This is a genomic window from Skermanella mucosa, from assembly GCF_016765655.2.
GTDB lineage: Bacteria > Pseudomonadota > Alphaproteobacteria > Azospirillales > Azospirillaceae > Skermanella > Skermanella mucosa.
In genome coordinates this window covers 3294208-3319992 of record NZ_CP086106.1, presented here as the reverse complement: position 1 = coordinate 3319992, position 25785 = coordinate 3294208, and the positions used below count along the sequence as shown (strand labels likewise).

The window sequence follows — 25785 nt, the reverse complement described above, 5'->3', positions numbered from 1 at the left end:
CCAGCGGATGAAGGTCTGCGCCGCCCATCGCCAAGGCACCGGCCGGCACGCTCCGCCGCTTCGCAGCATCCCGATGCCGTCGGGCAAGCGCTGCGACCGTGCCGCGCAGGGCGGCTGACTTGGTCCGGCCCCGTCGCCGGCCCGCATCGGGCAGCTGCCCCAGCCCGCCTTTGTTCGCCATTCAGGCCGGCAAGCCTGCTTCGCCCGATCATCCTGCAAGGACAGGCACGGCGATCCAGCCATGGCAGGTCCTGGAAGGGAGGACCCGCCCAAGCGGAAGAAGGCGCCGGCCGTCCGCCCGGAGCGGGCCTGCAACGGCCTCACGTCTCATGGACACGCAGGAAGCCGTCGACCAGTTCGTACTTTCCGGGCAATTCCGTCAGGTACTCGTCCACCGTTCCGCCCCAGCGGACCATGTGGCCGCGGACCAGGGCCGCACACTGGCCGTCGCTGAGCGGGAACGGCTTATCGGCAGGCCAGACCAGCCTGGTGCCTGGCCGGATGTCGCCGGTCGCCGGGTAGATGCCGTGCTCCACCGTCCTTTCCAGCGCATAATCCTCCCATCCGGGGGCCGGAAGGTGTCCAGCCCCCCGCGGCCTTTGCTCACCAGCCCGGCGTCCTGCTCGACCAGCCCTCCCGCCATCATTGTCAGGAAAGCGTCGGGTGATACGCCGAGACGCGAACAGATATCGCCGTAGCCCGTGGCCACGTCATCGCTCACCTCGACGACGAGCCGCACCGCCTCAGGCTCCTGACGGTCGGGATCACCGGTTTCCGGACGCCGGTTCGGCATGACTCCGGCCATTCCGCTCGAGCGCCACGTCCGGTCGACCTCGATCAGCCTAGCGAGGATCAGTCCAAGGAGTTCGGCGGATAGGAGGCTCAGCCTCCGGCAGATCTCATCGAGATGATCGCTGACCTGCCGGGCGAGCGGGATTGAATATGAAGTCATGGAGTTCTCCCCGTCTGGAATTCGCTGCCGCGTATCGTCCTGCCTGGAGGAACAGGCCTGACCCGGCCGGGCTCCCTGGACTGATCAGGTTGATGCGGCCGTGCCGGCGACAAGCTCTCCCCAAGGGGCGGCTTCGTTCAAGGGATGCCCCTCCCGATATATGCCCAAACTGACGAAGCCGCCATGACGGCGTAACTCAACCAACCGTCCACCGTAAAACCGGTGCGGTTCATCCCAGCGACGGCCGCCGATTTCCGAGTCACCGGACGCGGTGCCGGCGTTTGGCCTCAAGCCCTTCCGGAGGCTCAGGACGCATCCAGCGGGCTTCCAGCGGACCACGAACCACCCCGTGCCCGACCTGCCGTATATCCTTTGCGACAACCAGACGTCCGAGCTAGCTCGCCGGCGACGGCTCCAGATGCCGGTCAGGTCGGGTAGCGTGGTGTCGCGAGAGCGAGGGAGGGGACTATGGACGACAACCTCACGACCGGTGCGGAGAACGACGATAAGCTGTCCACCGCCGATCTGCTCCGGATCAGCAGACGGCTTGACACGATGGCGGCCGATCTGCGCCAACTGGTGCTGGAGCGCCGCGAGATGAGCGTCACGCTGTTGGAGATGAACCGCGCCATCATGCGCAGGGCACCGGTTGAGCCGTCGCTGAGCGACCGGTTGCGGGATGAGGCCACGACCTGGGAGATGTATGCCAATCTGCAGAGACGTATGGACCGGCTGAATCAGCGATTGGACGCGATCGAGCGGAAGCTGGAACCGCCGCTTCCGCCGTTTCCCGAGTTCAAGCCGAAGCCGTGAGCGCCACCGCCTGGTGGGTGACCGGATCGATCTGGGTCGCCGCGATGGCGATAATGACGGCGACGGTCGTGCTTGAACCGGAGGACTTCCGGCCCGCCGTGGCCGATGCCTGCGACGATGCCGTCCATACCCTGATGACGACGAAGGACATGGTCGAGCTGGTACGCTCAAAATATTTGATCGGGAAGCTGCGCTGTCGGGTCCGAACGCGGCTTGAGGACTTGCCGTGAAAGCCGCGCTACGTCCCGGCCGTTGTCGTCGCGGCGCTCGGCTCAGTCGACCTCGGTATGCTGCTGGCCTGAGCGGCGATGGAGAATTTCAGCCCGTGGAGAGTGTTCATCGGGTATCTGTCGATGCTCACCTTGACCGGCGCTTATGTAAGCCGGAGCGTCTACCGGATGCGCTTGACCGCGGTGGACCCTCGAGCCTGGCCCCGCGGCGGCTGCGGGCTTGACCACCTATCGCGGTCCCCTGGGACAGCGGGTCCCCTCTAACCCGGGCCCCCTGCTCTTGCGACATCCCGCACAGCGATTCTCGCGCCGGGGAGAGCCGTCATGACCTGCGTTCCCGATCAGGATTGGGCCGTTCTCGACCTCGAGGCGAGCGCATTACCGCCACAAAGCTATCCGATAGAGGTCGCCGTCGCATTTCCGGACGCGAGCGTATCAGCCTGGTTCATCCGGCCGGCACCGGTCTGGCTGCGCGACGGGACGTGGGATCCCGCTGCGGAGGGTCTCCACGGGCTTTCCAGGGCAATGCTGCAGCGTCAAGGAGAGCCGCCCGGCGACGTGCTCGAACAGGTCGCCGCGGCCGTGCGCGGCCGACGGGTACTATCCGACAACATCGCCGCAGACAGCTACTGGCTCGGCGTCCTCTGCGCGGCTGCCCGCATCCGTCCGCCACCGTTCCACCTGACGGATTTCTGGGGGTGGTCGGAACCGCTCGCGTCTTCCCGGGAGCGCGAACGGGCGCTGGCCGAAGCGTACCGGCGCCATCCGGCGCGGCACCGGGCCGCACCGGATGCGCGGCGGATCGCCTGTGCGATCAGCCTGTTGCTCGACCGGCCGTTCGGCAAGGCCGACGCCCCGGCGATGTGACTGGTGCCCAGCTTCGGCTCAAGGCCTGCTTGCACGACGCCCGAGGAGCCGAACCGATGCCGGGAGACCGGCAGGGTGCACGATGCTCCCGACCCTCAAGGTGAAGTCCATCTTTCCATCAAAAATACCAGACCAGGCTGAAGGCCGGCGGCACGAGCCGCTGGAGACGGGGATGGGCGCGCAGCCACGCCTCGACGATCTCTTGCAGCTCCGGTGGATCGGCCCCGCGATGTTCCGGTTCAAACAACCAGTCCAGACGGTCAGCCTGCTCGATCACGTCCATGTTCACGGCGACCAATCCTCGCCTCGGCAGAACGATGCGCACGCCCTCGACGCCGGTGGCTGCCATGACCTCGGCGTGGCCCGGCTTTACTCCGCGCCAGCAGATGAGCTGGTCCGGCCGCGCGACGCAGCGGATCGGACCGTCGCCCGGAGGCATTCCGTCAGGGCTGTCCGGGTTGCGGATCAAAAGCATCGTGACCGTTCGGTGCTGCCGATGCGCGGACCCGCCGCCGCTCCCACTCCGGCCGGCCGACCGCCGGGGGTGACGAGAGCCCGATCGCTGCTTGTTCCCGTCAACCCGGCACACCCCGCGGTAACCCGTCCCTTGAAGAGCGGCGATCGGCCGTGGATGCCCTGCAGGTGCCGGTCACTGCCCGGAAAGCATGGGCGCGCATTTCCGCCTCCTCTCTCAAACATAGCCGATGCGGCAGGGCGGGTCGTCCCGAAGCGCCAGTTCCTCACCCAGCCACCGGCACAGGGACGGCGCATGTGCCCCGCCTCCGTGGAATTCCATGCGGCGCCGGACAACGGCGTAATCCCCGCAGGTCAGTCCTCCCGAGCCCGCGAGATCGCGCGGGGCCTCAAGGCCGAAGAAAATCCTGAACCGCTGCGCGGGGAGTTCCCGGCCGGGACACGGCATCGTATCCTGCCCCGTCGCCCCGCTCCCCTCCAGGGACGGCAACCGAAGGCCCGGGATGCGTAGGCGGCGGAGAGGTGCGAAGTGCTCGCCGCCGCCACCGGGGCGACACCCTTGATCCGTCATCGGCCGTCCAGCCAGCGGAGCAGGTCGTCCGGTGTCATCATCGCGATCTGCGCCCTGGAGAGCCGCCGCTTGCTCTTCGGCAGCGTTCCCGCCCCGGGCGATGCCTCCTGCCCCTGATCGTCCGTCAGGAGCCTGGCGCAGGCCGCGCCACCGCTTCTCCGGTCGAAGCGGACCCCGTGCTCCCCTGCCGCGTTCCCGTGGGTCCAGGCGAGGAACGCCTCGAACAACCGCTCTGTCCAGAGCGCGTCCCGGTTCGGGAACAGCCGCCCGGGCTCCCGCGCGGCGCGGCGGCAGGCGTAGCCTCCGGGCACCCTGACGGGCTCCGCTTCGAAGATCCTGACAACCTTCCGGCCGGCGCCTGCCGGTTCGACAAAAACCACGATGGCCGAGCGGGTCAGCACCGCCGACAGGTCCGGCGACGAGGTCGGGGACACCAGCTCGATCCGGCGATCCGTCCGGCGCGCGATCCCGAGCGGCGCCGGAAACCGGAAGCGGGCCCGCGCGTACCAGGCGAGGAACGCACGCTGGATCCTGGGACGCACCGCCAAGCGATCATCTCCTCTCCGTCGTGCCGCGTCCGGACTCAGCCGGCGGCGGCCAAAGCCTCTCCACGCGGCGGGTCGGGAAGCGCTGCCCGCCGGCGCGCCTGCGCCGGATCGAGGCCGAGCGACCATTCGTAGGCCCGGCACAGCGTGTTCACCAGGCGCATCTGCTCGATCGTGGCGCACTGGACCTCCAGCAGGCGCGGACTGGCGACGACGACGGCGAGGCTGCGGGCGCGCGACAGCGCGACGTTCAGGCGGTTGCGCGAGAACAGGAACTCGACGCCGCGCGGCAGGTCGTCGCCGCTCGACGTCGTCATCGAGACGATCACCACCTCCGCCTCCTGGCCCTGGAAGCGGTCGACCGTGCCGACCCGGGCGCCGGACGGCAGGATCTCCGCCAGATGGTTGACCTGCACGTTGTAGGGGGCCACCACGAGGACGTTGTCCGGCCCGAAGGCGTGGGCCCGGCCGTGGCGGTCGCGGTAGCGCTGCCCCATCAGGCTCGACCAGACCGCCCGCACCACCTCGGCCTCCTCGGGCGAGCGCTGCGCCCGCCCCGCATGCGGGACCGCCACGAAGCGCACGCCCGCGGGCGCCAGGGCAGGGTGGGCGCCGGGCCCGAGCTCGAGGACCTGGGACGCGGTTCCCGGTGCGGCAATCAGCCGGCCGTCGTAGATGGTCTCCGAGACCCAGCCGCAGACATCCGGGTGCATGCGGTGGCTGGCGTCCAGGAAGACGCCGCGGTCGGGCGGCACCGTCGCGTGGCCGCCGAGCAGGTGCTCGAGGACTCCGGCGCCCGAGCCCCCCGGGTGGGTGCCCTGGACCGGCTGGCTCAGCTGCATCTGGTCGCCGACCAGCACGATGTTGCCCGCGCTGGTCCCCATGGCCACGAGGTTGGCGAGCGACACCTGTCCCGCCTCGTCGACGAACAGGGTGTCGAGCCTGCCCTCGAGTTCCGGGCGGGCCAGCAGCCACGCCGTGCCGGCGACCAGCCGGGCGCCGCCATCGAGGGCATCATCGACCTCGGCGTTGTTGAAGACGTCCCCGATCAGCCTGCCGTTCAGGGCGGAGCCGTCGCCGGCCGCGGACTTCTTGACGCCGCGGAAGGTGAAGCCGGTGTCGGCCGCGAGCCTCTCGACGGCGGCCAGCAGGTTGTTGATCGCCTTGTGCGAGTTGGAGGACACGCCGACGCGCCGGCCGCGCCGGAGCAGGTCGAGGATGGCGTGGCTCGCCGTGTAGGTCTTGCCGGTGCCGGGCGGGCCCTGGACGACCAGGTAGCTCCCGTCCAGCGCCGCAATGGCTGCGACGCTGCCCTCGAGCAGGCCGGAACCGGCGGCAACCACCGGGGCTCCCGGCGCGCGGCCGGCTAACCGGGGCGGCTCGCGCCGGACGATCGCCTCCAGCGCCGCGAACCGGCCGTCGCCGGCCGCGACGCTGCCGGCGAAGCGCCGGATCGCGGCGCGCAGCACCGTGTCCTCGACGGGGAGCGGCGGCCCGAGGCAGAGGTCGGACGGCAGCGGCTCCTGCCGGGTTCCGCGCCGGATCACCACCGTGCCGCCGCGGAGATCCAGGCTCTCGATCGTCCCGGCCGGGCTCCCGGTGGCGGCGACCGTCGGCCTGTCGCCGGCGCGCAGCTTCGTGTCCTGCGGCGGGAAGCGGTATGTATAGAGAAGGGAGCGGCCCACCGGAGTAGAGCGGCCGTCGAGAATGAGTGCGCCCAGGCACTCGGCATCGTCGACCAGTTCGTCCTCGGCGCGCGTCTGGCGGTCGAACAGGGCCCACCAGTCCGGCTTCTGGGCGCGCCGGTGAAACTCCGCGAGGTCGGCGATCAGCCGGCGGACCGGCAGCTCCCCGTCAGGCGCTCCGCCGAGGAGCAGGGCTTCCAGCGCCTGCCGCTCGGCCTCCGCCGCCCGCTGCCTTTCCAGCGCCGCCGCGTCCGCACCGTCCGGTTCCGCGTCGAACCACCCAAGCCCTACCGGACGGATCGACACCAGCCAGTCGCGCAGCCCGGCCGTCGACCGGCAGTCCACCGCGTTGTAGTCCTCGATCCGCCTCAGCAGGGAGTCGTCGCCACCCCGCCGCCACTCCTCGTAGGCCACGATGCTGTCGGCGGCGTTGGCGACGTCGCCGCCGCGCGGACCCAGGTAGAAGCGCTCGATGTTCTTGAGCGAGTATCCCGGCTCCGAGGTGCGGATCGCCTCGCGCACCACCGCGTAGAGGTCGACGAAGCGGTGCCGGCGCAGCATCCCGTCGAGCGTCGCCTCGCGGCTGCCGTGGCCCATCGCGAGGCGCTTCAGCGCCGTCACCTCGTAGTGGTTGTAGTGGTAGATGAAGGCGTCCGGGTGACGGGCGAGGTGGTCTTCGGCGAAGTCCATGAATGCCTCGAACGCCTGCTTCTCGCCGGCCCGGTCGTGGCCCCAGAAGGCTTGGAACCGCCCGGTCGCGGCGTCGCCGGCCTGGACGCCGAACAGGTATTCCAGGCCGCCGGGATACAGCGGGTCGCCCTCCATGTCGAAGAAGAGGTCGTGCGCGGTCGGCGCCGGCAGGCGGCCGAAGCCGCGCCCGGGGCCTGCCGGCAGCGGTTCCCACCGCCGGTCGTCCCGCCCGCGCACCGAAACCTGCAGGGCGGCCTGTGAGCGTAGCCGCCGCAGCGTCTCTTCCGTCATGCCGGGAACCGCGGCGGTTTCGGGCAATGCCGCGAGTGCCGCCACGGTGCCGATGCCGGCCGCGGACAGCCTGCGGATCTGGGTTCGGCTGATGTTGGCGACCAGGCTCAGATGGTCGGCGCCGTCCCACGCGTCCAGGCAGGTCCCGCGCCAGTGGCAGACGTCGCACTGGGCGCAGGGCTCGGCCGTGGTGCCGGCCGGCGTCCCGCCGGACAGGAAGTCCTCGAGCCTTGCCCGGGCGTAGCGCACATAGGCCGCGACGTCCAGGAACGGCACCACGGCCTCCTCGCCGCTGCCGAGGCGAACCCGCATCAGCCGGGGAGTTGCACCCGCGACGCGCGCCAGCAGCTCGGTGTAGACCGCGAGCTGGATGACGTGCCGGGGCTTGGCGGTCCTGGCGAGCTTGGTGTCGGCGACCTCGTAGCCGTAGCCGCCCGCCACGCCCTCATCCGTGCGGATCAGGAAGTCGGCGAAGCCGTGCCAGCCGCCGTCGAGCAGGGCGCCCTGGTAGACGACGTCGGCGCCGGAGCGCAGGGCGGCGAGCGTCAGCCGGACGCGCTCCGCGAGGTCGGGGCCGTCAGGGATCTCGACCACCCGCAGGCCCCGGCGGGCCAGGTCGTCGCGGAACGCGCGTTCATGCTCGATCCCGCGCTCCTGGAGCAGTCTCAGCGTGGCGTCGTCGGCGGTACGCTCGAGATCCTCGTCGAGCGCGCGGCGGTCGAGGGCGCTGGCATGCCGGCACCCGACGAAGGTCACCAGATCGCCTGCCGAGAGCAGGATGTTTCCCCGGTACCGCCGCATGACCTTCTCCTGTTTCGACGCCGGTGCTGCGTGCCATTGCTTGTGCGTCCCCCGTCCGATGCGGCAGGGGCCGCTCCCGGCATGGTCGGGCAATCGGGTTAGCTTTGTGCTAAGGCGCCCGGCAGGACGGCGGCGTCTGGTACCGACGTCCGGATGCCGCCGGGATCCTCCGGCACAGGCGCCGGAACCGCGGGCCCGCGAGCGCCGCCGTGTCCCGGCCGGCATCACCGCGCGGTTGCTGCAGGCGAGCGCCGCGGGCCCGTGAACCCGGCCGTGGGGCACCCCGTCAACCCGGGGTCCGCCCGGCACAGGCGCCACCGGCTGCGCCGGCCCGGACCGGGCGCTTCCAGTCTCTCCATCCTGCGCGCTGGAGGATGAGGTTGCCGATCAGGAAGGGGAGGCGCAGGCGTCTCGGCGCGAACATCAGCAGGGCGGTCGGCTCGCCGGCGGAGTCGAGTCTGAGCAGCGCGCCCTTCGGCTCGTCGTCCAGCGTATCGCTCATGACCTGCCAGATCTCGATGCCGTCGCGGTCGCGCAGGAGCTTGTACTGGCCGACGCGGACGAAGTCGTCGGCCCCGACCTCGGCCGTGAACTCCCGGTCGTCGTTCTTCAGGTCGACGCTGCCGACACCGGCCGCACTGCCCGAGGTCGTGCCTCCCGGCATCTTCGCCGCGATGCTGGCGCCGAACAGGCGACGCCGGCGCTCCGGGATCAGGGCGGCCAGCAGCCTGCCGTCGGCCGCGTCGAACGTGTCGGGTTCCGCGAAGACGATGCGGTCCAGAACCGCGGCAACCGTCAGCTTGTCCAAGCCTGATCTCCCGTGTTGGCATATCCATGTTCCCTTCCGACCGGGGCCGTGCAGGCCGGTCCTGCAGGCTCGACCCGACCGGGAGCGCCGAATGGCTGTCCCACGCCTCATGGCGCCCGCCGCGTGAAGCGCTCGCCCACGTAGATCCGCACCGGGTTACCCCGTTCCAGCGCGTCGTGGCGGGACCAGCGCCGGCGCGCGGCGACCCGGTCCGCCTCGCTTTTCAGCCCATCCAGCGCCGCCGCCAGCCGTGCCGATGCCAGCGCGCGGTTGCGGTGCTGACTGCGCTCCTCGCGGGCGAGTGCCACCGTTCCAGTCGGCAGGTGCGTGATCCGGACCGCCGACTCGGTCGTGTTCACGTGCTGGCCGCCGGGTCCGGACGACCGCATGGTCTCGATCCGGAGGTCCCGGTCGCCGAGATCCGGGGACGGGGGCGGCGGCGAGAGCCTGGAGACTCCCACGAACCAGTTCTTGCGTCCCCAGCCCGGCCGGAGCGGGCTCGGACAGATCCACTGGACGGTGCCCTCCCAGGAGCGCGCCAGGGTCTCGGCGCCGTCTCCCCGCAGCGAGACGAGCGCCGACATCAGGCCGTGCGGCGCCGTCTCCGCCCCGATCACCTCGGCCGCGACGCCGGCCTCGGCGGCCTCGGCGAGCAGGATCCTGGACAGGCCCGCCACCGCCATCCGGCACTCGGCCGGCCCCCGCCCGGCCGTCAGCAGCAGCCAGGTCATCGCCGCCGCCCGGCGTCGCGGGCCTCCCGGCGCTCCCGCTTCCAGCCGCCGCGGTTCCCGCGGGTCTCGTCGCGGGCACCCTGCGAGGTCTTGAACGTGACCACCGGCCGGAACGCGGCGATGACGGAGACCAGGCCCGCCGCCTTGAGGTCGCCGACTACCGAGGAAGCGTCCTTGTAGCATTCCGGGGCCTCCTCCCAGAGCAGCAGCTCGTCGCCGCAGACGACGCGCCCGCCGAACGGGTTGCGCTCCAGGTCCTCGCGCCGGTGGAGGCCCTTGAGCTTGCCTTTCGCCTCGTGGCGGGCGAGCTTGCGGCCCGCCCCGTGCGCCAGCGACCGCAGCGCATCCTCCCGGCCAGGGTCAGGCCGGACCAGGAAGCTGAGGTCGCCGCGCGAGCCCGGGATGACCACCGGCCCCCGGTCCGCCGGGGCGGCTCCCTTGCGGTGAAGCCAGCACGCGCAGCCGTCGATTAGCGCTGCCGTCACGCTGTTGTGGCAGACGTCGAGGACGCGGACTCCCCCGGCGCCGATCGCGTCCAGCGCCCGGCGGGCGCACAGGTCGCGGTTCGCCTCGGCCCAGCGGACGGCGCGGTCGTGCGCCGCCAGGTACTCCGCGCCCTCGGGCGAGCCGGGTGCCGCACCCGCCGCCCCGAAGCGGGCGGCATGGCGGCGCAGGACGGCCTCGCCGAGGCCGCGCGAGCCCGAGTGGGCGATCACGCACAGCCGGTCCTCCGCGAGGCCGAGCGCCGCCAGGGCGTCGCGGTCGCGGGCCTCATGGACCTGCTGGATCTCGATGAAGTGGTTGCCGCGGCCGGGCGTGCCGAGTGCCGCGTCGTGCTCGGTCGGCTCCAGCCCGCGCTCGACGAGCCAGGCGGCGGTGTCGCCCTCCCAGGGCCGGTCGATGCCGTCGAGCCGGCCGGCCAGGCGCTCCGGCCGGGCCTTGCGGGCGGGCAGGTCGGTCGCCCACAGCGACATGCCGCAGCCGATGTCGGAGCCGACCAGCGACGGGTAGACGGCGCCCTCCGACAGGAACGCGGCCCCGACCGGCGATCCCTTGCCGGGATGGAGGTCGGGCATGCCGACGCTGAGGCGCATGCCGGGGAACTTCGCGACCTCGTCCAGCTGGCGCAGGGCTTCGCCCTCGATCCAGGTGGACGGAGACGCGATCAGGCGGACCCCGGGTCCGCGCTCGGTGATGACCGGATTATTCATGCTTCCCCTCCAGGCAGGGATTGGTGCTGCCGGCAGGCGGGCGCGATGCCCGCTTCGCCGGTGCTGCGGTTGACCATGGCCCCTCCTGCCGGGCTCGATGCGAGGCTACGCAGTTCCGGCTCCGAGCCGGCGGGACGGGCGCCGCGAGGTGCCTGCCCCGGCTTACCGTCCTGGTCCTGCGGCTGCCGCGGCCGGGGCTGAGGGAGCTGGGCCTTCACTGGTGGTGACCAGGGCGCCCGCTTTACCCGGAGCAGCCCGCGCGTCATGATGACAGCCGGGCGTTCCCGGCGTCGGGGAGCGGCCGGCGTGAACAGGAGGGGCGAATGACGACGGATACCGGACGCGACGGCATACGGAGTCCATTCCCCGGACGCCGGAGATTGCCGGCGATGTGATCCTGCGTCTCGGCGGCGAGGTTCCCGAACCGGTCACCCTGATCAGGACGCTGTCCGGCTGGGGCCTCGGGCTGCGGGCGGCGCATGAAACCGCCGGTCGCCTCAGCCGGGGCGAAATCGTCCCGCTCGGCCTGACAGGTGCGCCGGCCCGCGACGACCAGATGCGCATCCTGAACGGGCCGGGCATCGGCGCCTCTTTTCCCGAAGCGTCCGCAGGTCCGGGCGGGAACACTCCCTGAGACCGGCAGCGTGCCGCGCGCCCGGTGCCCGGGCGAGGCCTCGGGCCGGCATGTCATGGGCATCCGGGAGGCCGCACCGCGACGGCAAGCGGCATCGGCCGGCCGTCGGAGACGATGTCGTTCGCCCCGGCTCATCACCGGGCGGACCGCAGCACCGGCTGCGGTTCGGAACCGGACCGCCACGGCGTTCCTGAGGCCGGGACCGGAATCGTCGCCGGCGCTTTCCGGGATTGCCGGGCGCATCCGTCCGGCAGCGGGGCATGGGGTGTCCAAATGCTCTCCGCCTGTCATAGGTCGACGAACGCCAGCAGCGTCGCTGCCAGCCGGGAGTGCGCGTGGGTGAGGAATTGTGCGGAGCAGGCGACGGAGATGTCCTCGCGACCGGCAACGTCCCCGATGACGTCCCTGACCGATCCGATGGCGGCATCGAGGTGCCGGAGGGTGCAGTCCTCTGTCATGACGGCGCTGATCAGGGCGCGGCTCGTTCTTCCAAGCCCGATGCCGAGTGCTTGCGCCTGCTCCGCGATCAGCCCGCCGGCATCCCCCGCCAGGCCGGGAGCCACGGTGGCGCCGAGCGCGAGGCCGTCTCCTCCCGGGAACACGACGTCATCGAGGTCGGCCATGTCGATCCCGATGCAGCCGACGCCGCGCGCGGGCCCGATGAGGGCGAGCATGGCGGCCGCCAGGGCGGCCTCGTCGCCTCCTGCCTGGCAGGGAACGCAGATCCGGGCAAGCCGGGGCGCCGCCGGCCCCGGCCAGGACAGGCCGCGGTCCGACGCGGTGAAGACGGCGGCACGCGCACCGGCTGCCGCCGCTGCCCGGGCGCGGTCGACGGCTTCGGGCAGGGCGTACCAGCCGGTGCTGTCGACCGCGAACACCGCAAGGGCCGGCCGCACCCACTCTTCATCGCGGTCGTCCGGCACAAAGCCCGGAGTCTTGCTGATTTCCTCCCACGGGACGGCGAGCGGCGAGGCCGCGACGGCGCGGGCGGCACGGGACGCCGCCTCGCCGAAGCCGGACAGCGGGATGCGCTGCAGCCATTCGGTCGCCTTCAGGAAGTGACGGTCCCCAGGGAATGGCCGCGGCAGGGTGCCCGCACCCAGGCTGGCAGCACCGCCGCCCGCCGCCAGCCATCCCAGGACCGTCCGGCGGCCGAGTTCAGTCATCAGTCGCACCCGGTGCGCTCAAGGTATCGCGGAGGATCGGCCTGGGCACGAGGTTGTACAACCCGATCACCTCGCCCGTGACGACGTGGCGGCAGCGCATGAGGTCGAGGAACTCCGTCCCGGTCTCGCCGACGACCTCCTGGCAGTCGAACTCCAGGTGAAGCGTGTGCCTCAGGTCGTTGAAGCCGCGGATGCCGATGCCGGTGAGCGGCCGGTTCGGCTCCGCGCCGGCGCCGTCCGCCAGTTGCTTCATGCCATGCATCAGGACGGCCAGATCCTCCTCGTCCATGTCGGCGTCCGGCCTCCGAAAGAAATCCTGGCGCCGGTAGGTTCCCGGGCCCACTTCGACGTAGCGGCGCGCCTTGACCTGCAGATAGACGAAACCCACTCTGTCTTCCTCCTCAAAGCCGCGGGTCGACCGGCTCGCTCTCCAGGGCGAGCACGCCGAAGACGCATTCATGGACGCGCGCGGGCGGCTCGCCCGCGACGAAGCGCTCCAGTCCCTCGACGCCCAGCGCGAACTCCCGCAGCGCCAGCGAGCGCTTGGCGCCCAGGCCGCGGGCGCGCAGCCGCTCCAGGTTCTCCGGGAAGTCGTATTCCGGCCCGTAGATCAGGCGCAGGTACTCGCGGCCGCGGCATTTGAGCGCCGGCTGCACCGGCCCCCGCGCACCCGCGGCGACGAAGGCGGCGGGCTTGACCACCATGCCCTCGCCGCCGGCGCCCGTCAGCGCCTCCCACCAGGACACCGCGGCGGCGCAGGACGCCGCGTCATCGAGGTCAACCGAACGCCAGGCGGTCGGCGCGAACGGCGCGCCGGCCGCGGCGATGTCGCCGAGCGTCTCCATGTGCCAGGCATGGTCCCGGTCGACATGGGTCCGGCCCTCGGTCGCCAGCAGGTGGAAGGGCGCCAGCCGGAGATCCTCCACCGACCCGACCGGCCAGCAGTAGCGGCGGTAGGCGTCGGTGAAGGCCCGCGCCGCCGCCGCCCGCCGTCCGGTCCGGTCGGTCAGCGCCGCGACGTCCACGCCGCGGGCCGCCGTCCGGGCGAGCAGCGCTTCGGCCTCCATGAGGCCGGCCCGGGCGGCGGCGCCGACCGGGGCGTACTGCCCGGCGAGCAGCGCCCGCGCCTTGGCCGACCACGGCATCAGCTCGGCATCCAGGCACACCCAGTCGGTCCCGAACCGGTCCCAGAACCCGGCCCGATCAAGACCCTCGCGCACCCGGTCGAGTAGCGCCTCCTGGAGGGACGCATCGGCGAAGAACGGTCGGCCGGTGCGGGTGTGGACGATTCCCGTACCGGCGCCAGCGCTGAAGCGCCGCCGCGCCGCGTCGGCGTCGCGGCAGGCGATCACGACGGCGCGCGAGCCCATGTGCTTCTCCTCGCAGACCACGCGGCCGATGCCGGCGCTTCGGTAGTACGCAAAGGCCTCGGCCGGGTGCTCGAGCAGCGCCGGCTCCCACGAGGTCTCGGAGGGCGACATGGTCGGCGGCAGGTAGATCAGCCACCTGGGGTCGGCCGCGAACCGGCTCATGGTCTCCAGCGCCGCCGCGGCGTTGTCCTCGCGGATCGTGACGGTCCGGTGCAGGCGGGTTTCGATGATGCGCTTGCCCAGCACGTCGCCGATGTCGAGCGTGCCGCCGTCGGCATCGCCGCGGTCGAGCGGCCGGACGGGCTCGCACCAGGTCCGGGCCGCCGGCACCGAGACCAGCTGGCGCTCGGGCCAGCGCAGCGCCGTCAGGCGGCCGCCGAAGACGCAGCCGGTGTCGATGCAGATCGTGCGGTTGACCCAGTGCGCCTCCGCCACCGGGGTGTGGCCGTAGACCACCGATGCGGCACCCCGGTAGTCCCGCGCCCAGTCGTGGCGCACCGGCAGGCCGAACTCGTCGCTCTCGCCGCTGGTCTCGCCGAACAGCGCGAAGGCGCGGACGGCGCCCGACGCCCGGTTCTGCATCGACTCCTTCATCCCGGCATGGGCGACCACCAGCCGGCCGCCGTCGAGCACGTAGTGGCTGACCAGACCGTCGATGAAGGCCGCGGTCCGGCTCGCGAACTCCGGCGGCTCCGCCGCGAACTGCGCCAGAGTCTCGGCCAGCCCGTGGGTCGGCTTGACATTGCCGCCCTTGAGGGCGCGCAGCAGCTTGGCCTCGTGGTTGCCGGGCACGCACAGCGCGTCGCCGGCTTCGATCATGCCCATGACGAGGCGCAGCACCGCGGGTGCCGCGGGGCCGCGGTCGACCAGGTCGCCGAGGAACACGGCCTTGCGCCCGGACGGCGGCACCACCCGGGGCTCGGGTCCGTCCTCAACCACGTAGCCGAGGTCGCGCAGCAGCCGGACCAGCTCGTCGTGGCAGCCGTGGACGTCGCCGATGATGTCGAAGGGCCCGGTCTCGGAGCGCCGGTCGGTCCACAGCGGCCGGCGCTCGATTTCGGCCGCGTCGGCCTCCTGCGCGGACGCCAGGCGGTGGACGAAGCGGAATCCTTCCCGTCCAAGGCCCTTGAGCGACCGGCGCAGCGCCGCCGCCTGGTTGCGCACGACGTGCGGGCCGAATTGGCGGTCGGGGCGGTCGCGGTTGCGCGCATGGCAGACCTCCTCGCCGACGTCGAACACGATCGCGACGGCGAGCGCGTGGTGGGTCCTGGCCAGCTCGACCAGGCCCCGCCGGTCCTCGGCCCGGACATTGGTGGCGTCGATCACGGTCAGGCGGCGCGCCTCCAGGCGCTTGGCGACGATCAGGCGGAGAACTTCGAACGCGGCGGGTGTCGCCGCCTGGTCGGTCTCGTCGTCGGCGACCAGGGCGCGGCAGGCGTCGGAGGAGACGATTTCGGTCGTGGTGAAGCAGCGGCGCGCGAAGGTCGACTTGCCCGAGCCCGACGGCCCGACCAGGAGCACCAGGGAGAAGTCCGGAATGCTCAGCTGCATCGGGTGAAGACTCCCATCTGGGTCGGCGGCCCGAGCACCGGATCGGGCTCGCCGACCGGACTGAGCCGCACGGTGTAGCCGAAGCGGGCGCAAACCCCGTCCGCCCAGGCGCGGAACTCGTCCCGGCTCCACTCGAAGCGGTGGTCCGGGTGCCGCATCGTGCCGGCGGCCAGGGTCGCGAACCTGCCGTTGTAGTCCCGGTTCGGCGTTGTCAGGACGACCGTGCCGGGGCGGGCGGTCCGGAAGACGGCCTCCTCGAAGGCGGGCAGCCTCTCCGGGTCGATGTGCTCGACGACCTCGACCACCGCCGCCGCGTCGAAGCCGGCGAGGCGGCGGTCCCGGTAGGTCAGCGCGCCCTGCCGGAGCCTGACCCCGGTCCGCGCGCCGAGCCTTCGGCCGGCGCGCTCGAGGGCGACCGGCGAGGCGTCGACACCGACGAGCGAGGCATACCGGCCCTGGTCCGCGAGACGCCGGAGCAGCCGGCCCTCGCCGCAGCCGAGGTCGAGCACGGTGGCGGCGCCGCAGGCCTCCAGTTCGGCGGCCACGGCATCGAGGCGCAGGTCGTTGAGGCGGATCGGTGCCTCGAGCGCGTCCTCGTCGTCGCCGGCCCGGACCGGCGCCTCGTCCGCGTCGAGCCGCAGCAGGGCGGCCGCGGCGAGGCCGTGCTGGTGGCGCAGGTAGCGCCGCGCGATCAGGTCCCGGTCCGGGTGGCCGGCCAGCCAGCCCTCGCCCCGGCGCAGCAGCTTCTCGACCTCGTCGGCGCCGACATAGTAGTGCTTGGCGTCGTCGAGCACCGGGACCAGGACCGCCAGGTGGGTGAGCAGGTCGGCCAGCCGGCAGTCCGCCCTCAGGGTCACGGCGTAAAGGCAGCCCAGACCCCACTCCGGGTGGAGAGGGTCGAGGGGCAGCGGCTCGGCCCCGACCTCGTAGCCGAGCGGGTCGAACAGCCGGCGGACGATGTCGGCACCGCCGCGGCACGACAGCGGCACGATCCGCGCCTCCAACGGCAGGTTGGATGCCGCGAGCCCGGGCCTTTGGGCGCAGCGCCCGGCCAGCGCGGTGCCCAGGGTCCGGGACAGGGCGACGCTGAGGAACGAGGATGCGACGTAGGGCCGGTCGCTGACGTACTGGTCGAGCGGCCCGGCGCCGTCGCGGCCGCGCACCAGCGCCACCGGATCGACCTCGAGCAGCAGGGCGAAGGTGCAGCGCTCCTCGCCAGCATCCGGGTAGAACAGGTGCGCCGTGCCGAAGCTCAGGCTTTCCTGCTGCGCCCTGTCGGGGTGCTTGTGCAGCAGGAATCCCAGGTCGGTCGCCGGCCGGTGGGTCGTGCTCAGGGTCAGCAGCATGCGCTCAGTTCCCCGCCGCGCCGGTCGCGTTCCGGCTCCTGCCTGGACGGTTCAGGGCGCGATCGGGAAAACCCGGTTTCGAGGATGCTCGGTGCGCGGGGGCTTGCGTGTGTCAGGATGGGCTCCGGAACGGCGGGATCGATTCTCCGGCGGGCGCCGCACTTGCCCGCCGTCGATCCCATGCTGTCACGATCGCTGCGGCCGTCAAGCGGCCGGGCGCCAGGATCTGACGTGAGGGGCGGGGTGGCTCGGACGGAAGGCCGGGGAGCCCCTTGCCGGCCGCGGCCGGGACCGCGATCATCCGGCACCGGTCCGGCACGCCCGGCCGCGTGTCGGTTTGCGAGGGTTCGCCGTGATGGAGGGACGGGAAGCGTTGCACGATCCGGCCGGGCCGGAACCCCCTGAGGGAGCAGGGGCTGCGTCCCGTCACCCCGGGAGCGCCGGATGTTCGGGCTCCGGGGTTCGCGGCGGAAGCGCGGCGCCAGTCGCCGCCGGTTTCCCGTAGCCCGCACGACGAGGAGGGCCGGACCTTCATCGATGCCGTCTCGCTGGACTGGGCGGATGAGGATTGAGAGCAGGGGACTGTAGTCGTGCGTCGCCGGCACACTGCCGACTATCGAGAGATCGTTCTTGAACGGCATCATGGTGCAGACCGGGAGGATGCAGCCCGGCAGGGTCTTGGAGGGACCGTGAAGGACGACGAAGGTCCGCACGCCGCCCAGGGGTTACGCTCAGGGCGAGACCGTCGGGATGCTGCATGCCCTCCAGGAGAATGGCGGAGCAGTCGACACAACCGATGTAGCGGCGGATATCGGCCATAACGGAACCCCTCGGCCGGTATTTGGCCCAGGCTCCCGGTACACTCCCTCCAAGAAGGTGAAATCCTTGTTCCGACCCTTGTTCTCGATGAAGCCGAGCATCCTATGGAGCCGGACGAGACGCGACCGTGACGTAGTGCCGTGCCCAATGTCCCGCTGGCCTGGCGACAGGACGATCCGGTGGCCATGCTGGTCGATGATCTGGCACAGTTCCTCTATCGCAATCGTGCCAATCCCCTGCTTCTTCTCCCGATTGATGATCTGGTACAGCTTGCTGTAACTACTGGGGGTGAGGCGATCTCGAAGGTCTCGGGAGCCCGTCTGATAATTCAGATTGGGCTTGATGCCCGGTGACAGGCGGGCGACCATCTCCGTCCCAGCGGATCGGAGAACGCCATGACTGACGGCATCGACACGCCCGACAACCCGAGCAATCCGGAAAGTCTGTATTTTCTTGACCGTACCAACGGAGATTACCTGGCCCATCCGGAACTCTTCCCCCTGACGATCAGCATCCACGGTGACCCGAACCCCATTGCCTGGGCCGCCGGCCTCGACATCGAGCTGCCGATCTACTACAGCGATGACAAGGAGTATTGGGAACGCATTCGACTCGAGGGCTGGAAGCCTCGCCTCCGGGGTAAGATCGTCAGCACTTGGGAGCCCAATGGCGATTGGGACTACGCGTTTCTCAAACGGGTGCCGGGCGGCGAGTTATGGTACGACATCGAGGAAGGGATCAAGATCTTCACGACATTGGGAGATCTCAAACTGGCCCTCGGCTATCTCCAGGAACTCCGCCGCAACGGAGCGGCCCTGACCTGGATCGAACCGGGCGACCCCGACGACGGCGTCTCCATGGTCTGGATCACCCAGCGGATCGGCATCGATTCCCCCGACCCGACACCCATCTACGAAGAGGCCGGCTTGGTGCCGCACCGCAGGTTCAAGGGCATGGTCTACGAGTTACCGCCGCACATGCGGTGATCGAGCACAAGTCTGGAATTTCCGGTTGAGATCACTCAGGCGTCCTGGCTCCAGCCGTTCTTGCTGCCCGACTGACCTCAAACTCCCTGATGCATCGTATCAGATAGGGTCGAAACGGCTCCAACTTCGTATCCGGTGGCATCGGAGGATTGGCCGGATCAATGCCGGTCGGCTTCGTGAACATATGCAGTGCTGAACAGTTCCGGCACCCTGAACGGCGGCGACGAGTGGGGCTTTTCGCCGCCCAAGGACTTGCCGTCGCCGGACGTCACCAAATTTTTCCTTAACCACGTCGAGATCCACACCTTCGCCAGTGGGCGGGTGAGCCGGATGGATCTGGTCCACCCCAAGGTGAGGTAGTGCGCGCCGCCTGAGCGATCCCGTGCGTCCGCCATCATATCGGCGTCGTCGACCTGACCGTCCGCTCAGCGGAGTGCTCCGCTTCCGCCCTGTTGCCGCGGATTTCGACCGGCGGAAAAGGGGCCGGTCAGGATGCCGGACGGGAGGCCGCTTCAGCAATCAGGGGCGCCGGCGTGCCCAGGATCTTGGCGCCTGCAAGGTCCGGCGCCGAGGCGCCCGCGCGGTAGGGCACCCTCACGGAGGGAACGTGAGCGGCGGCGGGGCCGGCGTGATGGTCCTGGTCGTCGAAGAAGATATGCGGCCTGAGGACCGCCAGGAAGGAGCTCTTCTCGAGGCCGCCGAGCATGAACATCTGGTCGACCCGGACGTCCCAGGCGTCCAGCGTGTGCAGCACCCGCTCATGGGCCGGCGCGTTGCGCGCCGTCACCAGCGCCACCCGGATCGGCGGATCGTGCGCCGGGATCAGCTTCTGCAGGCTGGAGATCGTCTTGAGCAGCCGGCCGAACGGGCCGGCGCCCATGGGCGTCCTGGCCAACAGCGACTCGTTGGCCTGGAACGCCTCGAGGCCCTGCTCCCGATAGATCCTTTCGCTCTCGCCGTCGAACAGCACGGCGTCACCGTCGAAGGCGAAGGTGAGCGCATCCGACACCTCGTAGGCACGGGCCGCCGGGTAGACCACGCCCGCGGCGATTCCGGCCTCGAGCGCCTGCTCGACGGCGTCCGCCTCGCGCGACAGGAACATGTCGGCCTGGAAGGCCCGCAGGTACCGGCCGACGGATTCGCCGCTGGTGAACGCCCAGCGGCTGATGGCGATCCCGTGGAAAGCGGCGGCGCGCGTCAGCCGGTGGCCGAGATCCGGCGAGTTCCGCGACACCAGCGTGACGGTCACGACCTCGCGCCCGATGGTCGCGTTGAGGCCGAGCAGGGCCTTGACCAGCGGGAACGCCGTCCCGGGCCCGGGAGGCGCGTCGAAGCGCGCCTTCTGGTAAGCGCGGTAGGCGTCGACGCCGTTGCGTTCGAAGAACAGGTGATCCTCTTCCAGGTCGAAGAGCGCGCGGGCGGACACCGCGACGGACAGCATGTTCGAGAGATCGGCCGGCATGCGGGAAGCCTCCTACGAAGAGACCGAGCATAGATCCCCTGCGTTTATCGGGACGTTAACGGGCGGTTTGCTCCGCGCCACACCCGGTGGAATCCGCCCGCCTGTCTCACGGAACGCGGGGTTCCTCACCGGCGCCCTTGCCGCTCCGGACCTGATCGAACGGGACATCGAAGTGAGGCGTCATCTTCAAGGCCAGGCTGTCCAGCGCCTCCGGGACGGCGGTTCCGTCCGCCGATCCGGCATGCAGCGTCACATCGACGCCGCCGGCGGTCGCTCGGTCGCCGGCGGTCCGCCATTCCACCGGCGGGCGGGGACGGCGATGCCAGCCATGCCGCCAAGGCCGCATTGTCTTGCCGAGGCAGGCGGAACCGGTTCCCCATGTCGCCGTCGTCGTTCGCGGTGACATGGGGAACCGTGCTGCCGATCCTGCCTCCATCGTTCGCGAACGGCTCCGTGTCCTCAGCCTCTTCCCGCATGGCAAGCGTTTCGCCGGGGCCGACCCGCCCGTAGCTGACCTCACCGTGGGTATTCATGTTCAGGCGGCAGACCGCCTCCCTGACGTTGTTCCGGACGACGAAGAGCATTACGTCAACCTTGTGGGACGTTTCGCACTCGCTGAAGGACGTCCAGTCGACATGGAAGGGACACAGTCGCCCCGGGCTATCCAGACCAGGAGTGCCGCGTATCCCTTGCGGGTGAGGCTGAACCGAGTTCTTTTTCGTTGCTGCAGTCCCGCTGGCGGATGTGAAGCGTGAAAAAGCTCACGAGCCGTCGTCCCAGTCATCATCGTCCAGGCCGTCGTCGTCAGGAAGGTCGGCTATCGGTTTGCGGATGCCCGCGGCGATCTCCGCCCGAACCGCGCGCAGGCTGGGGTTATATCCGCCGACCGCCTCGATCTCGCCGATGCACCCCCAGCAGTCGCCGCCGCAGTCGGGGGAGAGTGGGTCGGACGGCTGATCCAGCAGGCGCCCGCACATTCTGCATGCGTTCTCGGTCATGAAAACGACAGCTCCGCCCTGACGTTGTTTCCGAATATTCTCCCGGCGGGACCCGATACCCGCCGGGCGGGCCGCGACGCCGGATGCACCCCGGCGAGCCGGATCCCCCGCTCAAACGTCCGAAACGTTTCGCGAACCCGGGGCTGCGGCAGCCCCGGCCGGCAGTGTGGCAGGTATCGGAGCGCGGTCAAGTCCAGCCCGGAGCCTCGCGGAGCAGACGGTCCGTCACGCAGACGGTCCGTGGCGCAGAGGGATATCAGGCCGCGCCGGATCCGCGGCAGGTCGGGTGCTGGCGGGGCGCAGCCGCCGGACTTGTGCGGCGTTGCCCATGCCGGCGCTGCACCGGCTGCCGGTGCCGGTGCCGGTCACCGCGGCGGTGACGATGGTCCGGCTCACGGTGTCGGAGAGCCTTTGCGCGATGCCGGCAGCCTGTCCGGGATCCTCCGTGCTCGATGACCGGGCTGCGGCATAAGGGCGGGTCGGCCGTCCGGAAGAAGTCGCGCCGCATCGCTGTCGGGAACGCGGTCCGGCGGGGTGGATCGTCTGTCCTGCCGCGGAGGCGGCGGGGGCTCGGTCGTTGCATCGGAGGGCTCCTCACGGTTTGCCGCAGCTGTCCATGCTGGCACGGAGGCTACCGACGTCAACCGACGGTGCGCCAGGATCTGACGCAGTGTCCGTGCCGCCGGGCTCCCGCTCTCGAGCAAAGCGTGCTATCTCGGTGCCCCGCTTCCCTGTCGAAGCGTCAATCCCGGGTTCAACCGGATCACCGGCATCAGGCCGGAAAAGCAATGCACCACATCTTCCCCGATCATGCGGTTGTTCGCCGCGAGTGCGACATCCTTTTAGCCGTCATCGGTTGGTCGGCACGCCTGGAGGCTTTCAACCACTGGATCGCCGATGCTCATCCCGAAGCCGGTGTCGAGATGACCCGATTCGACTATCTGCCGTTCGGTCCGCTGGCAGAAATCGTATTTGACAATTATGACGTGATCCTCCGGATCCGCTTCCCGACGGAAGACGGAGCATTGAAATTCGAGGCGCTCTGGCCGACGCGTGGCCTCGCGGCCGGACCCTATGCATCATTGTGGCCCGACCGCGGCCCGACACCGCCGACGCTGGTGCCGTTCCGGCCGGAACTTCTGCGCCGCGTCGCGGAAATGGAGAGGCGACGGAAGAAGGCCTCCGATGACAGTGATCCCGCCTGAGGCAGGAATCGGCCGCTCCGGATATCGCGAGCTTCCGTCCGGCTGAAATCCGCACTTGCCTTCATGACATCGGCGCTTCCGGCATCGTTCCAGCCATGCCGGGGCATGGCTTCGGCGGCCTCCGCTCTTTCCGGTGCACCGCCGGGGAGAGCGTCAGGGAAGCGGAAACGGATGCCGGATTGACCGCCCTTTCCATGTCGGCCCATCGCGGGTCCGCCACCGGATCGGAGGCCAGAGCAGAGACCGCCGGGAGGGTCGGCCCTTTGACCGGGTGAATGCTGGTCTACGTCTCGGACCTCATCGTGGCCTTGTCGCTGTGGAGGAACGCGAGACCGCTGACAGGGTCGAATTCTCGCGACGCACGCCTTCTCGGCCGTGGATTTGACAACCCTGATCGTTCTGAAATGATCGTTGACGTCGCAATCATCTTCATGCCTGGGAATCTAACGAAACATCGAAAGGTGCTAAACCGATGGATATAGATTACCGATCTCTTGTGGTCCTGTTCATCGCCTTGCCGGCCGATGAACAGTGTCGGCTCGCCGACGAAGTTCTCCATCAGGCTGATGAGTTCCTTGTCGATGGCAAGGCAGTAGTGGATTACCGGGTGCGTCGCACTCCAGCGGGATACTCGATTCGAGTCAGCACGTCAGAACCTTTCGTGGATGATGATGAATGACCATCACTGGATTTCCAGGCCGCAAGCTGCTTACGACAACAGCATCGAGGAAATCGCGATGATCGATGTCTCGGCAATCTTTCTGGCGTGGCTCGAACGCACTCGGTTGCCGCTGAGGGTCGCCGACATCGATCCCAACCAGGTCAGCTTCAGTATCGAGGGTTGGGACTGCCTTCGATGCTCTCTCAACCACCGCGGAATCGAAATCTATGCCGTGCGTGGTGGAGAGTGCTGGGACATCATCTGGGACTCCGACATTTCACTGCAGGAGTTCGACAACGGCTGGGGTTGCGGCTTGTGCATCGATGCCTGGCAACAGGGACTTTACCCCAAACCGGCGTCCTATGCGTCGCCCGAGGCCGTGTGGACCGAACACACGTTGGAACCCTTCCGCGACTGGTTGGAGAAGCTTGCGGCGTCGGCCGGCATTGCCTTCATCGACTATGACGGAGCGACAGAGGCTCGGTTGGTGCAGGAAGGCGAACGAATACCTCAACTGAAAGTTGAGATTTTCAAAAAGTCATTGTAGAGGATCCCGGCATGACCCTGGCTGCACCCGTTCCCGAACTGTCGATCGTCAGGGTATTCGATCAGCAGGGGACGACAGTCCACATCCACGGCAATGGCGAGGCGTACGAGGTCGAGTTCAGCGATCCGCCGCGGGTTGATACCGTCATGGCGCGCGAGATCCAGGCCGTGGTCTGGGTTCCTCCTGATGACGCTGGTTCAGTTGTACTTGGAGTGTCAGGCGGGGACTTTAATGATCGATCCGATCGATGATGTGGAGACTTGGTAAGAACTCTGAAGGGTCGAGGGTGATTAATGAAAGTCGGCGTCGCTGTCGAAAATGCTCTCCACATATAAGACGCCTGACGCGCCAGGGCATCCCTCCCGGCAGACCGCCGGCTTGATCCAATCACTCAACCATGAGACGTGCATACAAAAGAACGAAGGACGCAACTTTGCATGCCGAATGATCTTCCGGCTTACAAACTCCGCATACCCGAATGCAGGCTGCTGTCCGCGCCGGCACCAGGGACCCGATGTCGGGTTGCCCGACGACCTCGCGGCGCCGCATCGGCTGTCCCATGGGCCAAGCCCCGCCGGCCGGTCCGTCATCGAACCTCAGGCAGCTGTCCCCACCGTTTCAGGACAAGGCACCTTCGTCATGCAGGGCGTCTGCGCTCGACTGCAGCGCGGGGCCTGCCGGCATCGTCGGGCCGGCCGCTTCAGTGCGCCTTTCAGGGGCGCCGGGCCATGGCGGCGGCTGCCTGGGCCCAGATCGCTGTCAGGAGACACCCGCACTCCAGGCTGGCGCTTCCTGGCGCTCCCCGAACCGGCGCGGCAGGTTCGAAGCGCGGCTGGAGACCCAGTGCGCGATCCTTCAGGCGCGCGCAGACCGCGCTCCGGACGAGACCGCGCAGCATGCGCTCCAGGGCGCTGACCTCGTTGCCGTGCGTGCGCGCTGCCGGCGGCACCTCGCGGCTCGAGCCGAATATCCGCCGCCACCGCGTTTCCGGCAGGAGGAAGGCAGTCTTGTTCGCAGGCCCCCTCAACAGTCTCCGATGGTCTTCCTCGGACAGGAGCCAGCTGAAGGTGTCCTCTCCGATTTCGACGAACTGCCGCATGGCCCCGACATCCCGTGCGCGGAGGACCGCATCGATCTCCAGGCACAGGCGCAGCGCGAAAACTTCGTCCCGCCAAAGCGACACCGGCTCGCCGTAGACCAGTGCTCCGCGGCCGGTTCCCCGCACGTCCACAGCCCTGTCCGCCTCGGCTGAAACGATCGGGGTGCCGCCGGCGTCCACGGCGACGATCAACTCGTCGAACGCCAGCCGTCCTCTCCTGCCGGCGAACGCGCGCACCGCCTCGGCTGTCGGGGTCAGGGCGGCGAACTCCCTGTAGAGGTCGGGATCGTCCAAGGGTGCATACTCATCCACGGGTTCGATCGGGCACGCGATGCCGAAGGCTGACAGGATGACCAGGCGATCATCGGATGACTTCCCCGCCCAGCACTTGCGCACAGCGTCCTCGAACCTGGCGGTTTCGGCCGGATCTTCATTCGAGTCGAGTACGGGACATCCCAGTTCGGCCAGCGGGATGCCGAAGCCGAGCGCGGGCCGGGGAATTGCTTGCCCATCGGCATCGGTAGCGGCCGGTCTCCACCACCGGAATCCAAGATCCTTCAGGTCCAGCAGCATGGCGGTATTCCCCAGAGTGGCTCCGGGTTCCTGCAGACGGCCGGATCCTGTCGATGCCCGTGCCTTTGCCGGAAACTCGGCGGCAGGCGTGCCGGAGGTTCCGGCCGGCACCCTGCGGACCGCCACGGGCCTGTCCCGAAGGTCGGGTTCGGCCGGTCCATCATCGCCTGCCGGGCCGTCAGAAACTGACGGGCCGGCCGACGCGACGGCGCGGAAACCCGCCGGAAGAGGCCGTCCGGGCGCCGAGTTCCCCCGGGAGGCCCCGGAGCCCGGAATGGTCAGGCCGCCGCTCGGATCCTGTCAGGCTCGCCGGGCAGACCCTCCACCGATCCAGGGTCATGTCGCTCGGGTTCGTCGCGGCGGAGCCGGGTCCTGCCGGCCGGCGGGCAGGGAACAGGGGCGCCGTGATCGGTTCCGACGCTTTCCGGGTCCGGGACGGGAGTTCAGGGGTGGCACCAGGGCGCGGGCCGGCGGCGAGACAGGCGCCGCGGCCGAACCGATCAGGGACTGGCGGCGCGCGACGCCGGATGTTCCCAGAACACCGGGCCCCCCTTCAACGCCCGAAGCGTTTCGCGGACCGGCACCGATGCTGTCGCGATCGGGTCTCCGCGACTTGCCGGAAGGAACAACGATGTTTACAGCGGCGGTCGCGCCGGTGAGGATGCTCGGTCCGGCAGGGAACCGTGGCGCGGTCTATGG

27 protein-coding genes are annotated in these 25785 nt (G+C 69.7%); 12 read left to right on the top strand and 15 right to left on the bottom strand.

Annotated features, from left to right (window positions below; all coding sequences use genetic code 11):
• Window positions 1–320 precede the first annotated feature (320 nt).
• Window positions 321–536: a hypothetical protein gene (locus JL100_RS15285; RefSeq protein ID WP_202681539.1), complete on the bottom strand. Its 216-nt coding sequence runs from the start codon at window positions 534–536 to the stop codon at window positions 321–323.
• Between the two features lie 884 nt (window positions 537–1420).
• On the opposite strand from JL100_RS15285, the gene JL100_RS15280 reads away from it, so the two are divergent.
• The 3 genes from JL100_RS15280 to JL100_RS15270 all read left to right on the top strand — a co-directional run bounded on the left by JL100_RS15280 (window position 1421) and on the right by JL100_RS15270 (window position 2862).
• Window positions 1421–1765, top strand: coding sequence for a hypothetical protein (locus JL100_RS15280; RefSeq protein WP_202681540.1), 345 nt, complete (start codon window positions 1421–1423; stop codon window positions 1763–1765).
• The gene (locus JL100_RS15275; RefSeq protein ID WP_202681541.1) at window positions 1762–1995 is read left to right on the top strand and encodes a hypothetical protein; all 234 of its coding nucleotides are present in this window, start codon (window positions 1762–1764) and stop codon (window positions 1993–1995) included. Before JL100_RS15280 ends, JL100_RS15275 begins: the two co-directional genes overlap by 4 nt.
• A 324-nt stretch (window positions 1996–2319) precedes the next feature.
• The gene (locus JL100_RS15270) at window positions 2320–2862 is read left to right on the top strand and encodes a 3'-5' exonuclease (RefSeq protein WP_202681542.1); all 543 of its coding nucleotides are present in this window, start codon (window positions 2320–2322) and stop codon (window positions 2860–2862) included.
• Between the two features lie 118 nt (window positions 2863–2980).
• Here the strand turns inward: JL100_RS15270 and JL100_RS15265 are convergent, their stop codons facing one another.
• From JL100_RS15265 to JL100_RS15240, 6 genes are all read right to left on the bottom strand, one after another.
• Window positions 2981–3337, bottom strand: coding sequence for a hypothetical protein (locus JL100_RS15265; RefSeq protein WP_202681543.1), 357 nt, complete (start codon window positions 3335–3337; stop codon window positions 2981–2983).
• A 566-nt stretch (window positions 3338–3903) separates the two neighbouring features.
• Complete coding sequence (locus JL100_RS15260) at window positions 3904–4455, bottom strand: hypothetical protein (RefSeq protein ID WP_202681549.1); 552 nt, start codon at window positions 4453–4455, stop codon at window positions 3904–3906.
• Window positions 4456–4490: 35 nt separating this feature from the next.
• On the bottom strand, window positions 4491–7919 hold the full coding sequence (locus JL100_RS15255) for a TM0106 family RecB-like putative nuclease (RefSeq protein ID WP_202681554.1): 3429 nt from the start codon (window positions 7917–7919) through the stop codon (window positions 4491–4493).
• Between the two features lie 286 nt (window positions 7920–8205).
• On the bottom strand, window positions 8206–8727 hold the full coding sequence (locus JL100_RS15250) for a hypothetical protein (RefSeq protein WP_202681555.1): 522 nt from the start codon (window positions 8725–8727) through the stop codon (window positions 8206–8208).
• Between the two features lie 107 nt (window positions 8728–8834).
• Window positions 8835–9458, bottom strand: coding sequence for a peptide chain release factor H (gene prfH / locus JL100_RS15245; RefSeq protein ID WP_228420730.1), 624 nt, complete (start codon window positions 9456–9458; stop codon window positions 8835–8837).
• Window positions 9455–10669 (bottom strand): RNA ligase RtcB family protein, encoded by a 1215-nt coding sequence (locus JL100_RS15240; protein ID WP_228420729.1) that lies wholly within the window; start codon window positions 10667–10669, stop codon window positions 9455–9457. Before JL100_RS15240 ends, prfH begins: the two co-directional genes overlap by 4 nt.
• A gap of 391 nt (window positions 10670–11060) precedes the next feature.
• On the opposite strand from JL100_RS15240, the gene JL100_RS15235 reads away from it, so the two are divergent.
• Window positions 11061–11303 (top strand): hypothetical protein, encoded by a 243-nt coding sequence (locus JL100_RS15235; RefSeq protein ID WP_202681559.1) that lies wholly within the window; start codon window positions 11061–11063, stop codon window positions 11301–11303.
• 287 nt (window positions 11304–11590) lie between these two features.
• On the opposite strand, the gene JL100_RS15230 is transcribed toward JL100_RS15235, so the two are convergent.
• From JL100_RS15230 to JL100_RS15215, 4 genes are read right to left on the bottom strand one after another with little or no spacing between them, the layout of a single operon-like run.
• The gene (locus JL100_RS15230; RefSeq protein WP_202681560.1) at window positions 11591–12469 is read right to left on the bottom strand and encodes a hypothetical protein; all 879 of its coding nucleotides are present in this window, start codon (window positions 12467–12469) and stop codon (window positions 11591–11593) included.
• On the bottom strand, window positions 12462–12857 hold the full coding sequence (locus tag JL100_RS15225; protein WP_202681561.1) for a hypothetical protein: 396 nt from the start codon (window positions 12855–12857) through the stop codon (window positions 12462–12464). The genes JL100_RS15230 and JL100_RS15225 overlap by 8 nt, the downstream gene beginning before the upstream one ends.
• A 13-nt stretch (window positions 12858–12870) precedes the next feature.
• Entirely contained in the window at window positions 12871–15390 is a 2520-nt protein-coding gene (locus JL100_RS15220) for a polynucleotide kinase-phosphatase (RefSeq protein WP_202681567.1), read from the bottom strand.
• The gene (locus JL100_RS15215) at window positions 15381–16736 is read right to left on the bottom strand and encodes a 3' terminal RNA ribose 2'-O-methyltransferase Hen1 (RefSeq protein WP_202681568.1); all 1356 of its coding nucleotides are present in this window, start codon (window positions 16734–16736) and stop codon (window positions 15381–15383) included. The genes JL100_RS15220 and JL100_RS15215 overlap by 10 nt, the downstream gene beginning before the upstream one ends.
• A gap of 380 nt (window positions 16737–17116) precedes the next feature.
• Here JL100_RS15215 and JL100_RS15210 point away from each other — a divergent pair, with 380 nt between their 5' ends.
• From JL100_RS15210 to JL100_RS15195, 4 genes are all read left to right on the top strand, one after another.
• Complete coding sequence (locus JL100_RS15210; RefSeq protein WP_202681607.1) at window positions 17117–17308, top strand: antitoxin MazE-like protein; 192 nt, start codon at window positions 17117–17119, stop codon at window positions 17306–17308.
• Window positions 17309–17740: 432 nt separating this feature from the next.
• A complete protein-coding gene (locus JL100_RS15205) occupies window positions 17741–17908 on the top strand; it encodes a hypothetical protein (RefSeq protein ID WP_202681569.1) in 168 nt (55 codons plus the stop codon).
• A gap of 42 nt (window positions 17909–17950) precedes the next feature.
• Window positions 17951–18541 (top strand): hypothetical protein, encoded by a 591-nt coding sequence (locus JL100_RS15200; protein WP_202681570.1) that lies wholly within the window; start codon window positions 17951–17953, stop codon window positions 18539–18541.
• Window positions 18542–18730: 189 nt separating this feature from the next.
• Window positions 18731–18901: a hypothetical protein gene (locus JL100_RS15195; RefSeq protein ID WP_202681571.1), complete on the top strand. Its 171-nt coding sequence runs from the start codon at window positions 18731–18733 to the stop codon at window positions 18899–18901.
• Window positions 18902–19028: 127 nt separating this feature from the next.
• Here the strand turns inward: JL100_RS15195 and JL100_RS15190 are convergent, their stop codons facing one another.
• The 3 genes from JL100_RS15190 to JL100_RS15180 form a co-directional block, all read right to left on the bottom strand.
• A complete protein-coding gene (locus JL100_RS15190) occupies window positions 19029–20003 on the bottom strand; it encodes a 5'-nucleotidase (protein ID WP_202681572.1) in 975 nt (324 codons plus the stop codon).
• A gap of 106 nt (window positions 20004–20109) precedes the next feature.
• Window positions 20110–20409, bottom strand: coding sequence for a hypothetical protein (locus JL100_RS15185; RefSeq protein ID WP_202681573.1), 300 nt, complete (start codon window positions 20407–20409; stop codon window positions 20110–20112).
• 355 nt (window positions 20410–20764) lie between these two features.
• Entirely contained in the window at window positions 20765–21001 is a 237-nt protein-coding gene (locus tag JL100_RS15180; RefSeq protein WP_202681574.1) for a hypothetical protein, read from the bottom strand.
• A gap of 788 nt (window positions 21002–21789) precedes the next feature.
• Here JL100_RS15180 and JL100_RS15175 point away from each other — a divergent pair.
• The 4 genes from JL100_RS15175 to JL100_RS15160 all read left to right on the top strand — a co-directional run bounded on the left by JL100_RS15175 (window position 21790) and on the right by JL100_RS15160 (window position 23665).
• Window positions 21790–22206: a hypothetical protein gene (locus tag JL100_RS15175; RefSeq protein ID WP_202681575.1), complete on the top strand. Its 417-nt coding sequence runs from the start codon at window positions 21790–21792 to the stop codon at window positions 22204–22206.
• 472 nt (window positions 22207–22678) lie between these two features.
• Entirely contained in the window at window positions 22679–22885 is a 207-nt protein-coding gene (locus JL100_RS15170; protein ID WP_202681576.1) for a hypothetical protein, read from the top strand.
• Window positions 22872–23414 carry a hypothetical protein gene (locus JL100_RS15165; protein WP_202681577.1) on the top strand — a complete coding sequence of 181 codons (543 nt, stop codon included), beginning with the start codon at window positions 22872–22874 and terminating at the stop codon, window positions 23412–23414. The genes JL100_RS15170 and JL100_RS15165 overlap by 14 nt, the downstream gene beginning before the upstream one ends.
• Window positions 23415–23425: 11 nt before the next feature.
• Window positions 23426–23665: a hypothetical protein gene (locus JL100_RS15160; protein WP_202681578.1), complete on the top strand. Its 240-nt coding sequence runs from the start codon at window positions 23426–23428 to the stop codon at window positions 23663–23665.
• Between the two features lie 461 nt (window positions 23666–24126).
• Here the strand turns inward: JL100_RS15160 and JL100_RS15155 are convergent, their stop codons facing one another.
• Entirely contained in the window at window positions 24127–25086 is a 960-nt protein-coding gene (locus JL100_RS15155; RefSeq protein WP_202681579.1) for a hypothetical protein, read from the bottom strand.
• Window positions 25087–25785 lie beyond the last annotated feature (699 nt).